Origin of the sequence: Sorangium sp. So ce448 (assembly GCF_051520915.1) — a bacterium.
GTDB lineage: Bacteria > Myxococcota_A > Polyangia > Polyangiales > Polyangiaceae > Sorangium > Sorangium cellulosum_B.
On the sequence record NZ_CP150343.1, the window covers coordinates 3,464,588 to 3,478,311 of the forward strand.

Consider the following 13,724-nt stretch of genomic DNA (forward strand, 5'->3'; position numbering starts at 1 on the left):
CCGGGCGCAAGGAGCGCGAGCGGGTGAGCGCTGCGCGGCTCGTCGTGGCCTGGAGCGCCCTCGAGGGGCCGAGGACGTGCGTGTGCCGTGGTTTCGCCTACGCGGGCTCGCTATGCTCGGAGCATGCAGCGCGCGCCGACGTCCTGGGTGATCGACCCCGACGATCCGCGGGCCCCTCCGCAGGAGCTCTGGGACCGCATGACGCCGGAGGAACGGCAGCGCGTCCTCGACACGCTCCCGTCGGAGTTCGAGATCTCCGAGGCGTGCCCTCCCGAGGGCGACTTCCACTTCAACCCGAAGGTGGCGGCCAGGGACGCGCTGGGCGGGTACTTCCAGCGCATCGGCCGGCGCGTGTACCTCGCGTGCGAGCTGCCGGTGTACTACCCGGCCGAGCGGATGTTCGCGCCCGACGTCATCGCGGTGCTCGACGTCGAGGTGAAGGAGCGCGCCCACTGGTCGGTGAGCGCCGAGGGCAAGGGGATCGACTTCGCGCTGGAGATCCTCTGGCGCGGGAAGAGCAAGAAGGACCTCGAGGACAACGTCACCCGCTACGCGTCGCTGGGCATCTCCGAGTACTTCGTCTTCGATCGCAGGCGAAGGCGGCTGCGCGGCTTCCGGCTCGCCGAGGGCAGCGCGCGGTACCAGCCGATCGTCCCGCAGGAGGGCCGGCTCGCGAGCACGGTGCTCGACCTCGACCTGAGCCTGGAGGGAGACCGGCTGCGCTTCTTCCACGGGCTGGCGCCGCTGCCGGAGACGCATGAGTTGCTCGCCCGGCTCGGCTCGATGGTGGGCGATCTCGAGGCGCGCATCGAGGAGACCGAGATGAGCCTCGACGAAGAGCGGCGCCGCCTCGATGCGGAGCGGCAGCGCGCCGACGAGGCCGAGCGGCGGCTGGCCGAGGCCCTGGCGGAGCTGGAGCGCATCAAGCGCGAGCGCGGCTGAGCGCACGCAGAGGCGCGCGACTCCCCTGGTCCCAGCCGAGCTTGGCTCAGGGCGCCGGAGGGCTGCGGCGCCACACGAGCGCGACGGCGATCCCCGCGAGCGCGAAGGCCGCCTGGAGGAGGTGGACGAGCAGCGAGATCGCGACGGCGGAGCTCGCGGTGAGGCCGAGCAGCGGGGCGGCGAGCGTGAAGGCCCCGTCGGTGGCGCCGATCTGGCCCGGGATGAGGTCGCCGGCGGCCGTGCCGGCGGCGCCCACGCCGTACGCGGCGAGCGCGCGGAGCGGGCCGCTCTCGACGCCGACGACGGCGAGCAGCACGCCGTACTGCGCCGCCTGGAGCGCGCGGCCCGCGAGGCAGGCGGCGAACGGCCAGGCCGGGACGGGCGGGCGCTCGTGGACGGCCTCCTGGAAGGCGGCGGCGAGCTGGCCGGCCCGGGCGAACCGCCGGGTGATCCACGCCGAGGCGGCGCGCTGCCGCGCGGCGAAGGCGACGCCGAGGCCGCTCGCGACCAGGAGGGCGGCGTGCGCGAGCACGCCGAGGGCGAGCGGAGAGGCGCCGCCGATGTGGAAGAGGGCGACGGCCGCGAGGAGCGACAGCGGGGCCGAGGACAGGAGCGCGAGCGACTGGTTCGCCGTGGCGATGGCGGCCGCGCGCGCGGCGCCGACGTGGGGGGAGAGCAGCGCGGCCCTGACCGCCTCGCCCGCGGGGCGGCCGGCGGGCATCAGCGTGATGACAGGGTAGGTGACGACGTGGATGCGAAGGAGCTCTGCAATCGGGACGCGGCGCGGCGCGCAGAGCACGCCGGTCGCGAGCGCCTCGCAGCCGATGCGCGCCGCCTCCAGCCCGATCAGGAGAGGCGCAAACGGCGCGGCGCGGGTCACCGCGGCGAGCATCTCCGCCGCGCCGACGTGGCGGATGAGCGCGGCCAGGGCGGCCAGGCCGAGGCCGCCGAGCGCCGCGTGGAGCAGCGCCTTTCGCCGCGCGCGGCGGGCGGCGGGCGCGTCCGGGGCGGCGGGCGGAGCGGCCGGGACGCGCGCCTCGTCGCCCGGCGCTGGACTGGAATCGCTGCCGGCGCATTCCTCTGCCGCTCGGGCCGGAGGCAAGGGAGCCATGGGAAGGGGGTGTGCTGCGAGGAGCGTGCCGGCGCCGTGTGGGTGCGGCGTGCGCACGCGGCGGTGAGCTGCCTCGCGGAGCGCACGCGCCATGCGCATGCAGCGCGCGCACGCGGCGGTGAGCTGCCTCGCGGAGCGCACGCGCCATGGGCATGCAGCGCGCGCACGCGGCGGTGAGGGTTCGAGCTCCTCGGCGAGCAGGAGCTCACGTGGGGGCCTCCGGACGAGCCGCGGTGAGCGCCCCGGTGCTCGCGGGCGCGGCCGCTCACGCCGGATCGAGCGGGGCGTGGAGCCGCGTGCCGGGCACGACGATGCCCCCGCGGTCGCCGGGCGTCAGCGCGCCGTACCGCTCGCGGAACACCGGCGGCAGCGGCCGCGCCCCGGGCGGAGCGAGCCAGAGGCGGAGCAGGTGCCGCTTGCGATCCGGGTCGGGCCAGTCCTCGAAGGCCGTCCGATCGTGGAGCAGCGTGTGGTTGTGCACGAGCTGGATGTCGCCCGGGCGGAGCTCCATGGTCATGTGGAGCGCGGGGTCGTTGGCGAGGGCATCGAACAGGTCGAGCGCCTCGATCTGCCGCGCGGTGAGCGGCGGGACGTCCGGAAAGCGGCGGGCCGACTCGATGTATTGCCGCTGGTAGATGCCGGACAGGAGCCCTGTGTGCCAGCTCAGCACCGGGATGCGGAAATAGGGCCGCTCGCCCGCCGGCACCTCGCTCCGGCGATCGGTCTCGATCGGCGCGAACAGCGCCTCCGTCAGGTCCGGGCGCGCCCGCCGCATCTCGTTGTACAGCGTGACCGAGCTGACGAGCGCCGAGAGCCCGCCTGCCCTGGCGGTCCGGAGGCACAGCAGCGCCACGACATCGCACGAGTCGGTGTGGAAGGTCTGCCGCTCGCGCGTCTGGTAGATGCGCACGCTCGGATCCTGGCTCGACAGGCCGAGGTCCTTCACGTGACCGAGGACGTGCCCTCGCGCGTTCTGCGAGCGCGCGCTCCCCAGGTGGCTGCCGATGCCGAGGAACGCGATCGCGGCCGCGCGGAGGCCGCCGCGGTCGAGCCACGGGCCGCGCAGCCCGCGGAGCAGGGCGAAGCCGCGGCCGTCGAGCACCTCCACGAGCACGCGGCGGAGGCGCGCGGCGAGCGATGGCAGCGGGAAGGCCTCGCTTCGGAGGTGCGCCGGATCGGCGCCGGTCTCGGCGAAGCGGCGGACCGCGGCCTCGACCTCCTCGATCTCCGTCGGCGTGATGTGCTCGATCCAGCCGCCGCTCTGCGCCATCGCGGGGCCGTACCAGGCCGCCGGGCCGGGGATCTGCGCCGGGATCTGCGAGAGGTCGGTGCTCGGTGCGGTCACTTCGGAGCTCATCGTCTGGCCTCGGGCCGCGGCGCTCTGGGCGAATGCCGCGGGCGCGCACCCGGCGCGCTGCGGCTCTCGCTGCGAGACGATCCTCGTGCGGCTTTGCCTGGAGGGGACGGTACCAGCGGAAGTATCTTGCCGCGATGCCGATCCCCGACTTGGCCCGCGTGGGCGCCTTCCTGGAGGAGGTCGCGAGCGAGCACATGCTGCCTTCCTGGCGCCGCCTGGCGCCGGGCGACGTGACATCGAAGGCGACGGTCGCTGACCCCAGCGACGTCGTGACGACGGTGGATCTCGCGGTGGAGCGGCGCCTGACCCGCAGGCGCCGCGCGGCGGCCGCTCGCGGGGAGAGCACCCCCGCGAGCGGCCGTGGTACCGTGCATGCGTGGCTGGCCGGCGCAGCGATGAGCGCGTGAGCGCACCGACGGCGCGCGCGGAGCGGGCCAGGCCGCCGCTGGCCCAGAGCCTCCGGATCACCGTCCTTGCGGGGAGCGACGCGGGCCGCTCGGCGACGATCGCGGAGCGCCGCGCGTCGATCGGCCGCGCCCGCTCCGCGGAGCTTTGCCTGAGCGACCCCGCCGTCTCCTCGTTTCATGTGGAGCTCTCCTCCGTCGAGGGCGGGCTGCGCGTGCGCGATCTCGAGAGCACGAACGGCACCTACTTCGCCGGCGCGCTGATCGAGAGCGCGGTCGTCCCGTCGGGCGCGGTCCTCGAGCTGGGAGACTCCAGGATCCGGGTCGAGGCAGGCCACGCCTTCGCCCTGCCCAGCCACGACGCCAGGAGCTTCGGCGAGCTGCGCGGGGCGAGCGCGGCGATGCGCGAGCTCTTCCACGTGCTCGCGAAGGTCGCGCGCACCGAGCTCGCCGTGCTCTTCGAGGGCGCGACCGGCACGGGCAAGGAGCTGGCCGCGCGCGCCGTGCACGCGGCGTCGGCGTGCGCGGGCGGGCCGTTCGTCGTGCTCGACTGCACCGCCATCCCCGGGAGCCTCGCCGAATCGGTGCTCTTCGGGCACGATCGCGGCGCGTTCACGGGGGCCTCCGAGGCGCGCGGCGGGATCTTCGAGGCCGCCGACGGCGGGACGCTGTTCCTCGACGAGATCGGCGAGCTCCCGCTCGAGCTTCAGCCGAAGCTGCTGCGCGTGCTCGAGCGCCGCGAGGTCCTGCGCGTCGGCAGCACCGCGGCGCGGCCGCTGCGCGTGCGCGTGCTCTCTGCCACATGGCGCGATCTCCGGGCGATGGTGAACCAGGGGAGGTTCCGCGAGGACCTCTACTTCCGCCTCGTCCAGGCGCGGGTCGAGCTGCCGCCGCTCGACGCGCACCGCGAGGACGTGGCGCTGCTCGTCGGCCACTTCCTCGCGTCCCGCCCGGCCGGCGCGCCCGGCGCGCGCGCCATCTCGGACGAAGCGCTCGACGAGCTCTGCGGGCGCGACTACCGGGGCAACGTGCGCGAGCTGAAGAGCGTCGTGGAGCGCGCGGCCGCGCTCGCGGACGGCGAGGTGGTGACGGCGGCGGACCTCGCGTTCGAGCGGATGCTCTCGGGCGAGCGGCGGCGGGCGCCGCACGAGGCGCACAGGGCGCGGAGCTCGGAGCTGCCTCCCGAAGGCGCGCCGGGGGACGCGCTCGCGCCGTTCAAGGAGGCGAAGCGCGGGCTGATCGAGGAGTTCGAGCGCGACTACCTGACACGGCTCCTCGCGCGCGCGGGCAACAACATCTCGCGCGCGGCGGCGCTCGCCGGGCTGGAGCGCCACAGCCTGCGGGATCTCCTGCGCAAGCACGGCCTGCGCGACGCCGCCGGGTAGGGCCGCGCAGGCGCTCCGTCGCCGAAGCAGGCGCAGTCCGTCGCTCCTCCGGCGAACGTGTCCGCCCACCAGTCCTTGCGGCGTCGCCGTACGCAAGGCGCTCGCGCGCGTCGACTCGGCCCTCTAGGATGGGCCGATCGTGATGCGATCTGCGGAGCCTCGCGGAAACGACCTCGTCGCGGGGAGATACCAGGTGATCCGCCGCCTCGGCGCGGGAGGCATGGGAGAGGTCCACGAGGCCCTGGACATGAGGGCGCCGGGCCGCCGCGTCGCGCTCAAGGTGCTCGACGCGGCGCTCGCCGACGATCCGCGCGTCGCCGCGCGGTTCTTGCGCGAGGCCGAGACCGCGAGCGCGATTCGCCATCCCGGCGTCGTCTCGATTCACGGCGTCGAGACGGACCCCGCGCGCGGGCCCGTCGTCGTGATGGAGCTGCTCGAGGGCACCTCGCTCGACCGGGTGCTGGCGCAAAGGCTGCTCGGCGCCGAGGAGGCCGCCGCGCTCGGGATCGAGGTGTGCGAGGCGCTCGCCGCGGCGCATGCGTGCGGCGTGGTTCACCGGGACATCAAGCCGGGCAACCTGCTGCTCCTCAGGGAGCCGTGCGGCGGGGCCTCGGTCAAGGTGCTCGATTTCGGCATCGCCTCGGCCGCCGGCGCGCCTGCGCTCACGGCCCCGGGGGAGTTCCTCGGCACGCCGACGTTCGCGAGCCCGGAGCAGCTCGCGGCCGACCCGGCGGTCGACGCGCGGAGCGACGTCTACTCGCTGGGAGCGACGCTATTCGCGGCCGTGACAGGCGGTCCGCCGCGCCCGCACCCGGACGCCGAGCTGCGCTCACCCGAGCGGATCCGCGAGGCGCTGGCGCGGTCGGGCGCGCCTGCGCCGTTCCTCCGCGCGGTGGAGGTCGCCCTCGCCCCGAGGCCGGACGAGCGCCACGCGTCGGCGCGCGCGATGGCCGCGGCGCTCCGCGAGGCGCTCGGCGACGGCGCAGCGCGCCTCACGGGGCGGCTGCGAGCGCTGTCCGAGCCGACCGACATCGTCGACGCACCGCGCACCGCCAGGGGCCGGATGAGGCGGCCGCGCAGCCCGGAGGAGACGGCGGACGCCGGCGCAGGCGCGCCGCCGCGGCCGCGCAGCCCGGAGGAGACGGCGGACGCCGGCGCAGGCGCGCCGCCGCGGCCGCGCGGCCCGGAGGAGACGGCGGACGCCGGCGCAGGTGCAGGCGCGCCACGGAGGTCCTTGCAGGCGGCGAGCGCGCCGCGTGCAGCGGCTGCGGTGCTCGTCCTGGCCGGAGCCCTCGCGTGCTGGGCCGCTGGGAAGGACGCGCCGCCACCGGCGCTCCAGGCGCGGCGAGCTGCGGCGGCGCTCTCCTCCCCCGCCGTGGCCGCGAGGGAACGCGCGCTCGACGGGGCCCTCGAGCGCACCTGTCGCTCGTGGGGGCGCGCCCTCACCGCGCGCCAGCACGACGGCGGAGGGTTCTCCGGCATCCGCCAGGCGCCGCCGGCCGCCTGGGACACGGCGCAGCAGCTCTATGCATTGCTCGTCGCGGACCGCGCCTGCGGTGGCATCCTCGCCGAGCCGGCGCGGCGCGCGGCGCTCGGGTTCCTCCACGCGTCGCGCGGAGAGCACGGCTGGGCCGGCGCCCCGACCCACGCGGGGGTCGTTCAAGCCACCACGGTGGCGGCGGCGTGGGCCGCGCTCGCGTTTGCAGGCGCGGGCGACGCCGACGGCGCGGCGCGGGCGCTCGACGTGCTCACCGCAGCCCAGCACGCGGACGGCGGTTTCGCGCTCGGCGCAGGCCCTGGCGCGTCGCCGGCGTCTGCGGGATATCCGACCGTCATGGCGCTGTGGGCGCTCGTCGAGGCCGGACAGGCCCTCCCGGCCTCCAGCGCCGCTCGCGGCCGCGCGGCGGGCGAGGGCGCGGCGGCGTACTTGCGCCGGGCCCTCGCGGGCGACGCTGCGCCGGGCCACGCCGCGGCCGTGCGCGGGGTGGCAGGCCTGCTGGAGCAGGCCGCGTGGGTGCTCTGGCGCGCCCGCGCGGCCCACCCCGGCGCGGAGGACGCCGGCCTCGCGGCGCCGCTCGCGGCCGAGCTGATCGCGCGGTGCTCTCCCGAGCCCGACGCTTCCGCGCCGCGCTCGGGCTTCACGTGCGCGCGCCGCCCGAACGACGACGGCTCCGTGAAGCTCGATCTGCGCCAGGGCGCCGAGCCCATCGGCCTGTCGACGTTCTGGTTTCCGTGGGCCGGCCTCGCGAGCGCCGCGCTCGCGGCGGAGCCGGCGGCGCTCGACGGTCCGACGCGCGGACGGCTCGCGTCGCTCGCCCGGTGGGCGGAAGCCCATATCGCCGCGTCGCCCGAGCTCGATGCGCTCGAAGCGTACGTGCTCTCCGAGCACCTGCTCGCCGCCTCGGTGCTGCTCGAGCAACGGCGGGGGCGCGCCTCGAACCCCTCGGCGGGTGCTGTCGTGTTCGGGAGAGGAGCTGCAGCATCCGGAGGGCAGAGGTGAGGGCGCCTGGCATCGCCGACGACGCGGTCGCTCGACCCGCCCCTCCGGAAGCAGCGCGGGATGGCCGGGGTGTGCGCGCCGCGCCCACGCCTTGCGCGGTCACCCCTTGGGCTCGCCCGGGGGTGACGTTGCTCCGGGCTCACGCCGCTGCGCTCGGCGGGCACGAAGCACGGCGTCGGCGCTGAACACCGCGAGCCCGCTCCAGATGAAGGCGAAGCTCACGGCCTGGGCCGTGGTGAACGGCTCGTCGTAGACCAGCACGGCCAGCAGGAACTGGCCGCTCGGCGCGAGGTACTGGAGGAAGCCGACGGTGGTCAGCGACAGGCGGCGCGCCGCGTTCGTGAACCAGACGAGCGGCAGTGCCGTGATGATGCCCGTCGCGGCGAGCAGGAGGTGGGTCCGCAGATCGGCGTGGCCCGCGGCGCCGGCGCCCTCGGCGTGGAGGGCGGCCAGGTAGGCCGCGCCGAGCGGGGCGATGAACAACGTCTCCAGGGTGGAGCCGGGGAGCGAGCCGACGGCGGCGACCTTCCGCAGCAGGCCATACACCCCGAACGAGCTCGCCAGGCCCAGGGCGATCCAGGGGATCGAGCCGGCGCGCACCGCCAGGTACACGACGCCCGAGGCGGCGAGGCCGAGCGCGAGACCCTGGGCGGGCCGCAGCCGCTCGCGCAGGAAGAGCATGCCGAGGAGCACGCTGAGCAGCGGGTTGATGAAGTAGCCGAGGCTGGCGTCGAGCAAGCGCCCCACCGCGACGGCGTAGATGAAGAGGACCCAGTTCGCCGACACGAGCGCGCCGGTCACCGCCATCGCCGCGACGACGCGCCGGTCGCGCAGGGCAGCGCCGAGCGAGCGGCGCTGCCCTGCGGCCAGCGTGAGCGCCACGAACGAGAGCAGGCTCCACACGGTGCGATGGGCCAGGAGCTCGACCGCGCCGACGTGCCGGAGCTGCTTCCAGAAGACTGGGACGACGCCCCAGGAGCTGTAGGCCGCGATCCCGTAGGCGACGCCCCACGCGGCCTCCCTTCGGCTGTCGCGAGCATCTTCGGGCGTGCGCATCAAGGTCGTGCTTCCTCGGCGGCGTCGCTCGACGCCGCCCGTCGCCCGGCGCCGCTGCTGCGAGGCGCCGCTCGCGTTCGATCGGACGGCGAACATGGCGAACCTGCTCGGCCATTTCAAGTCCTGCTCACGAGCGCCGGGCTCGCAGGCTCGCCGCGAGGCCGCATGGCATCCGCGTTGCTGGTTGCGGGGCGCGGCGCTGGAGTCCGCAGCGAGCACAGCGAGGTAGGTATGCGAAGTGTCTACGCTTCAGCAGGGCTATGTGCAGCGATGATGGTCGCGTGCACGGGAGAAACGACCGGCGAGACGCGGCCTGGAGGCGCACACCCTGAAGACATGGGGTTCGTGACCGTCCAGTGGTCCATCGAGGACAAGACCGACGCCGCTCAGTGCAAGGCGCGCGGCGCGACCGCGGTCGAGCTGGTCCTCATCAACACGAAGAGCAACGAGGTCACGCGGCAGGTGGTCCCCTGCGAGCGGTTCGACGCGAGCGTGCAGCTCGTCGCCGACGACTATGTCGGGACGCTCTCTCTCGTCGACGACAACGGCAAGCCGGTCAGCGATCCGCAGGCGGTGGGGCCGTTCGCGGTCTCCGGGGACGAGTCGACGACCCGCAAGGTCAGCTTCCCCGCCGCCGGGAGCCACCGCGGTGCGCACCGGCAGCCCGAAAGGCCACGGCGGTAGGTCACAGGCGGATCGCGCCGGGCGCGCCCGGGCCCCTTCACGCGCCGATCGCGGGCCGATCGCGGCTGCCCGCCCGCGGCGGCGCGCGATCGAGCCGCCCTCACGGCGGCGAGGGCGCTCGGTCCCTCCCCGCACCGCCGGGGAGCCCGCCCCCTTCGATCAGCCGGAGGAGCTTGTCCTTCGTGGTCAGCCCCACATGACGAGCCACCTCCTTGCCCCCGACGAACGCGACGACGGTCGGGAACGCGCGGATGCCGAGGCGGCGGGCGATCGCCGGGCACCGATCGCCGTCGACCGCCACCACCTTCAGGCGCCCTGCGCCTTCCTCCGCCAGCTTGTGCAGGATGGGCGCGAGCGCGCGGCACGGCGGGCACCACTGCGCGGTGAGCTCGACGAGGACGGGCACCCCGGCCTCCAGCACCTCGGCGTCGAAGCTCGCCTCATCGATCTCGCGGACAGGATTCGTGGACATGGCGTGAACCTCCATGCCCTGGCAGGTCTCGAGGGCGGCATCCATTACAGCGCTCACCCGTTGTAATGTGGGGGCGGCTCGACACCTGACCTCCTGGACCATGGGCGCCATCAAGGACGCGGACGATCTCCTCAACCACGTGTCGCACCTTGTGCGCTCCGAGCGTTCGGCGCTCGCGGCGCTGGCGCGCGCGGAGGGGGTGACACCGGAAGATGCGGTCGACTGCGTGCAGGAGGGCCTCTGCACGCTGCTCACGCTCGCGCAGCGGGGCGCCCTCCCGGAGGACGTCGGCGCGTGGGGGGGCGTGCTCGCCGGGACGGTGCGGAACGCCGCGCGCAACCGGCGCCGCCGTCATTTCCGCGCCCGGCCGCACGACGACGTCGACGCGCACCCGGAGGCCGCGGGGGACGCCCCGGCGACCGACGAGGCGATCGCGCGCGCCGAGGAGCACGTCCGCCTGCGCGCGTGCGTCGAGGAGCTCTGCGAGATCCAGAAGGCCGTCGTGACGCTGCGCATGCTCGAGGAGCAACCCGGAGAGGACGTGGCGCGCGCGCTGGGCATCTCGGCCGGCCACGTCGCGGTGCTCCTGCACCGGGCCAAGCTCGCGCTGCGCGCGTGCATGACGTCGCCGCACTGAGCCCGCGCGCCGCGCGTGCTGCCGCGCGCCCTCGCGAGCGCGCGCGCGGCGCGGGCGCGCCGGTGTCTGCTATGTCTTGGGCGAGACGTCATGAGCGCTTCTTCGTCCGCTTCGTCCGCTTCGTCCGCTTCGCCAGCCTTGCGCATCCTCGCGCCCGATGAGCCGCCCGCGTTCGAGGTGGTGAACCCCGAGGGCCGCTCCAGCGCAGTCCTGCTCTGCGACCACGCGTCCAACGCGGTTCCGAGGAGCCTCCCCGAGCTGGGCAGGCAGCACGAGGCGCTCCGCGAGCACACCGGCTGGGACATCGGCGCGGCGCGCCTCTCGCGCCGCCTGTCCGCGCTCCTCGACGCGCCGCTCGTGCTCTCCGGCTACTCGCGGCTCGTCATCGACTGCAACCGGCCGCTGGGCTCGCCGACGTCCATCCCCGAGATCAGCTGCGGCGTGCCCATCCCCGGCAACGCCATCGACGCCGCGGAGGCCCGCGCCCGGGCTGACGCGTGCTTCTGGCCCTACCACCGCGCGATCACCGCGCTCCTCGACGCGCGGCGGGACCGCCGTGAGCGCACGGCGATCCTCAGCGTGCACAGCTTCACGCCCGCGATGCCCGGCCAGGACCGGCCGTGGCACGCGGCCGTCCTCTACGGGCGCGACCGCAGGCTCGCCGCGCCGTTCCTCGAGGCGCTGCGACGCGAGCCCGGGCTCTGCGTCGGCGACAACGAGCCCTACCGCGTGACCGAGGGCGGCGACTACGGGATCCCCACGCACGGCGAGGCCCGCGGCCTGCCCTGCGTGCTCCTCGAGATCCGCCAGGACGGCCTGCTGAGCGACGAGGGCGTGGAGGCCTGGGCCCAGCGCCTCGCGGCGAGCTACCGGGCCATCGAGGCGAGCGGCGTCGACCTGAACGCCCTCTCCACGGACGCCTCCGCCGGTCGGTGACGTAGGCGGGGCTCGGGGCCCGACGGCGAGGGGATCGCGCCCCTCGCCGTGGCGGGGAAAGTACGGCCTGCGATGATTGACAAAAAAAATTGTCAATGATACCCACGGCGGTGTGCTCGACGTCGACGTCATCGAGGATCCGGCCGCGGCAGCGGCAGCGCTCGAGCCTGTCAGGAGCCGGCTGCTCTCGGAGCTCTCGGCGCCCGCCTCCGCCGCGACGCTGGCCACGCGCCTGGGGATCGCGCGCCAGAAGATCAACTACCACCTGCGCGCCCTCGAGGCGCACGGGCTCGTGCGCATGGCCGGGACGCGCAAATGGGGGGGGCTGACGGAGCGCCTGCTGGTCGCGAGCGCGGCTTCCTACGTCGTGTCGCCCAGCGCGCTCGGGCCTGTCGCCGCGGATCCGGAGCGCGCCTCGGACCGCCTCTCCGCGACCTACCTCATCGCCCTGGGCGCGCGCGTCGTGCGCGAGGTCAGCGATCTCCTTCGGCGCTCGCGGGAGGCGGACAAGCGCCTCGCGTCGCTGTCGATCGACGCCGAGGTCCGCTTCCGATCTCCGGCGGAGCGCGCCGCCTTCACCGGCGAGCTCACCCGCGCCGTGACGGCGCTCGTCGCGCGCTACCACGACGACGCGGCGCCAGGCGGGCGATCGCACCGCCTGGTGATCGTCGCTCACCCCACACCCACACCGAACGAATCACCAGGAAAGGAGTCATCATGCCCGTGAGAAAAGACGCGTCCGGCCGTCGCAGCGTCGAGGCCGAGGTCGAGGTCCCCGGCAGCCCCGAGGAGGTGTGGCGCGCCATCGCGACCGGGCCCGGGATCTCGTCGTGGTTCGTGCCGAGCGAGGTCGACGAGCGCGAAGGCGGCACGACCGTCTCTCACTTCGGCCCGGGCACGAGCATGGATTCGGTCGCGACCATCACGGCCTGGGAGCCGCCTCGCCGGTTCTCCGCCGAGGCCCCGGAGGACATGGGACCCGGCGGCCCCAAGGTCGCCACGGAGTGGATCGTGGAGGCGCGGTCCGGCGGGACCTGCGTCGTGCGCGTGGTGCACAGCTGGTTCGCGAGCACCGACGACTGGGACAACCAGTTCGAGGGCCACATGCACGGCTGGGCGGCCTTCTTCCGCATCCTGCGGCTCTATCTGGCCCATTTCCGTGGTCAGCCCTGCGCGGCGTTCCAGCTGATGGGCGCCGGAGCCGAGCCCAGAGCCGCGACATGGGGCGCGCTCATCGGCCCGCTCGGGCTCGCCGGCGCCGCGGAGGGACAGCGGGTGAGCTCCGCCGCCGGCGCGCCGCCGTTCGCCGGGGTTGTGGAGCGCGTCGGCCCGAGCGAGCACCCGGAGCTGCTCCTCCGGCTCGAGGAGCCGGCGCCTGGCATCGCTCACCTGTTCGCCCTTCCCATGGCCGGGCAGATCTTCCTGCCGATCCGGCTGTACCTGTACGGCGACCGAGCGCTCGCCGCGGCGGCGCGCGACGAGCCCGCGTGGCAGGCGTGGATGGCCGAGCGCTTTCCAGTGCGCGGACCCGGTTGACCCTCCGAGGCACCTTGTCTCACGTGTGACGGCCTGACGCAGGCGAGCGTCCGCCGGGGGCGGCGGAGAGCGTCACTCGGGGACGGCGCACTTCGCTGCGAACAGCCCGATTCCCCTCGGTTTCCGGCAAAGGCTCGGGGCGGCACCGTTCGTGTATCGCCAGGCTCAAAGCAGCGCTCGGCCCTCGCGCCGGCGCTCGTTCAACGGAGTCGATGGAGGTACCGATGAACCATGCAGTCAATCCGAGGTGGTGGGATGATCACAAGACGTCCGGCTGGGACCGCGTGAAGGAGGCGCTGCGCCGCGACTGGGAGCAGACCAAGGCGGATTTCACCAGCACCAAGGGGCAGGAGCTCAACCAGGACGTCGGCGATACGGTGAAGCAGGCGCTCGGCAAGCAGCCGATCCCGCCGCGCTACGCGCCGAACACCGACTGGGACCAGGTCGAGCCGGGGCTGCGCTACGGCTGGGGCGCGGCGAGCCATTACAACGATCACACGGACTGGGACGATCGGGTCGAGAGCAAGCTCAAGGAGGAGTGGAACGACCTCAAGAGCGGGCGCACCTGGGACGAGGCGAAGAGCGCCGTGCGGCGCGGGTGGGAGTCGGCGCGGCGCAAGGTCTCCTGAGCAGAGCTCGGGGGCGCGGGCGCTGGACCCGGCAGCGAGGCGCGGGCGCGCAGCCCGGCGAGGAGCGCGGGACGC

At 74.7% G+C, this 13,724-nt stretch carries 14 protein-coding genes; 10 read left to right on the forward strand and 4 right to left on the reverse strand.

Going from position 1 to position 13,724, the window contains the following annotated elements:
- Positions 1–123 precede the first annotated feature (123 nt).
- Entirely contained in the window at positions 124–942 is an 819-nt protein-coding gene (locus tag WMF45_RS13390; RefSeq protein WP_437717293.1) for a Uma2 family endonuclease, read from the forward strand.
- Between the two features lie 46 nt (positions 943–988).
- On the opposite strand, the gene WMF45_RS13395 is transcribed toward WMF45_RS13390, so the two are convergent.
- On the reverse strand, positions 989–2,053 hold the full coding sequence (locus WMF45_RS13395; RefSeq protein ID WP_437717294.1) for a lysylphosphatidylglycerol synthase domain-containing protein: 1,065 nt from the start codon (positions 2,051–2,053) through the stop codon (positions 989–991).
- Between the two features lie 265 nt (positions 2,054–2,318).
- The gene (locus tag WMF45_RS13400) at positions 2,319–3,410 is read right to left on the reverse strand and encodes a TauD/TfdA family dioxygenase (protein WP_437717295.1); all 1,092 of its coding nucleotides are present in this window, start codon (positions 3,408–3,410) and stop codon (positions 2,319–2,321) included.
- 134 nt (positions 3,411–3,544) lie between these two features.
- Here WMF45_RS13400 and WMF45_RS13405 point away from each other — a divergent pair, with 134 nt between their 5' ends.
- The 3 genes from WMF45_RS13405 to WMF45_RS13415 all read left to right on the forward strand — a co-directional run bounded on the left by WMF45_RS13405 (position 3,545) and on the right by WMF45_RS13415 (position 7,699).
- Positions 3,545–3,817 (forward strand): hypothetical protein, encoded by a 273-nt coding sequence (locus tag WMF45_RS13405; protein WP_437717296.1) that lies wholly within the window; start codon positions 3,545–3,547, stop codon positions 3,815–3,817.
- Positions 3,814–5,199 carry a sigma 54-interacting transcriptional regulator gene (locus WMF45_RS13410; RefSeq protein WP_437717297.1) on the forward strand — a complete coding sequence of 462 codons (1,386 nt, stop codon included), beginning with the start codon at positions 3,814–3,816 and terminating at the stop codon, positions 5,197–5,199. The genes WMF45_RS13405 and WMF45_RS13410 overlap by 4 nt, the downstream gene beginning before the upstream one ends.
- A gap of 142 nt (positions 5,200–5,341) precedes the next feature.
- The gene (locus WMF45_RS13415) at positions 5,342–7,699 is read left to right on the forward strand and encodes a protein kinase domain-containing protein (RefSeq protein WP_437717298.1); all 2,358 of its coding nucleotides are present in this window, start codon (positions 5,342–5,344) and stop codon (positions 7,697–7,699) included.
- A gap of 99 nt (positions 7,700–7,798) precedes the next feature.
- On the opposite strand, the gene rarD is transcribed toward WMF45_RS13415, so the two are convergent.
- A complete protein-coding gene (gene rarD / locus WMF45_RS13420; RefSeq protein WP_437717299.1) occupies positions 7,799–8,851 on the reverse strand; it encodes an EamA family transporter RarD in 1,053 nt (350 codons plus the stop codon).
- A gap of 240 nt (positions 8,852–9,091) precedes the next feature.
- On the opposite strand from rarD, the gene WMF45_RS13425 reads away from it, so the two are divergent.
- Positions 9,092–9,439: a hypothetical protein gene (locus WMF45_RS13425; RefSeq protein WP_437717300.1), complete on the forward strand. Its 348-nt coding sequence runs from the start codon at positions 9,092–9,094 to the stop codon at positions 9,437–9,439.
- A gap of 100 nt (positions 9,440–9,539) precedes the next feature.
- On the opposite strand, the gene WMF45_RS13430 is transcribed toward WMF45_RS13425, so the two are convergent.
- The gene (locus WMF45_RS13430) at positions 9,540–9,911 is read right to left on the reverse strand and encodes a thioredoxin family protein (RefSeq protein WP_437717301.1); all 372 of its coding nucleotides are present in this window, start codon (positions 9,909–9,911) and stop codon (positions 9,540–9,542) included.
- Between the two features lie 100 nt (positions 9,912–10,011).
- On the opposite strand from WMF45_RS13430, the gene WMF45_RS13435 reads away from it, so the two are divergent.
- From WMF45_RS13435 to WMF45_RS13455, 5 genes are all read left to right on the forward strand, one after another.
- Positions 10,012–10,548: an RNA polymerase sigma factor gene (locus WMF45_RS13435; protein WP_437717302.1), complete on the forward strand. Its 537-nt coding sequence runs from the start codon at positions 10,012–10,014 to the stop codon at positions 10,546–10,548.
- 90 nt (positions 10,549–10,638) lie between these two features.
- Positions 10,639–11,484: an N-formylglutamate amidohydrolase gene (locus WMF45_RS13440; RefSeq protein WP_437717303.1), complete on the forward strand. Its 846-nt coding sequence runs from the start codon at positions 10,639–10,641 to the stop codon at positions 11,482–11,484.
- A gap of 112 nt (positions 11,485–11,596) precedes the next feature.
- On the forward strand, positions 11,597–12,211 hold the full coding sequence (locus WMF45_RS13445) for an ArsR/SmtB family transcription factor (protein WP_437719532.1): 615 nt from the start codon (positions 11,597–11,599) through the stop codon (positions 12,209–12,211).
- Positions 12,202–13,020 carry an SRPBCC family protein gene (locus WMF45_RS13450; protein WP_437717304.1) on the forward strand — a complete coding sequence of 273 codons (819 nt, stop codon included), beginning with the start codon at positions 12,202–12,204 and terminating at the stop codon, positions 13,018–13,020. Before WMF45_RS13445 ends, WMF45_RS13450 begins: the two co-directional genes overlap by 10 nt.
- A gap of 224 nt (positions 13,021–13,244) precedes the next feature.
- Positions 13,245–13,649, forward strand: a complete 405-nt coding sequence (locus WMF45_RS13455; protein WP_437717305.1) for a hypothetical protein — start codon at positions 13,245–13,247, stop codon at positions 13,647–13,649.
- Positions 13,650–13,724 lie beyond the last annotated feature (75 nt).

Excerpts from the sequence above, each read along its gene's own strand:
- WMF45_RS13390 (WP_437717293.1), top strand. The coding sequence starts at position 124 with ATGCAGCGCGCGCCGACGTCCTGGGTGATCGACCCCGACGATCCGCGG.
- WMF45_RS13395 (WP_437717294.1), bottom strand. The coding sequence starts at position 2,053 with ATGGCTCCCTTGCCTCCGGCCCGAGCGGCAGAGGAATGCGCCGGCAGC.
- WMF45_RS13400 (WP_437717295.1), bottom strand. The coding sequence starts at position 3,410 with ATGAGCTCCGAAGTGACCGCACCGAGCACCGACCTCTCGCAGATCCCG.
- WMF45_RS13405 (WP_437717296.1), top strand. The coding sequence starts at position 3,545 with ATGCCGATCCCCGACTTGGCCCGCGTGGGCGCCTTCCTGGAGGAGGTC.
- WMF45_RS13415 (WP_437717298.1), top strand. The coding sequence starts at position 5,342 with ATGCGATCTGCGGAGCCTCGCGGAAACGACCTCGTCGCGGGGAGATAC.
- rarD (WP_437717299.1), bottom strand. The coding sequence starts at position 8,851 with ATGTTCGCCGTCCGATCGAACGCGAGCGGCGCCTCGCAGCAGCGGCGC.
- WMF45_RS13425 (WP_437717300.1), top strand. The coding sequence starts at position 9,092 with ATGGGGTTCGTGACCGTCCAGTGGTCCATCGAGGACAAGACCGACGCC.
- WMF45_RS13430 (WP_437717301.1), bottom strand. The coding sequence starts at position 9,911 with ATGTCCACGAATCCTGTCCGCGAGATCGATGAGGCGAGCTTCGACGCC.
- WMF45_RS13435 (WP_437717302.1), top strand. The coding sequence starts at position 10,012 with ATGGGCGCCATCAAGGACGCGGACGATCTCCTCAACCACGTGTCGCAC.
- WMF45_RS13440 (WP_437717303.1), top strand. The coding sequence starts at position 10,639 with ATGAGCGCTTCTTCGTCCGCTTCGTCCGCTTCGTCCGCTTCGCCAGCC.
- WMF45_RS13450 (WP_437717304.1), top strand. The coding sequence starts at position 12,202 with ATGCCCGTGAGAAAAGACGCGTCCGGCCGTCGCAGCGTCGAGGCCGAG.
- WMF45_RS13455 (WP_437717305.1), top strand. The coding sequence starts at position 13,245 with ATGAACCATGCAGTCAATCCGAGGTGGTGGGATGATCACAAGACGTCC.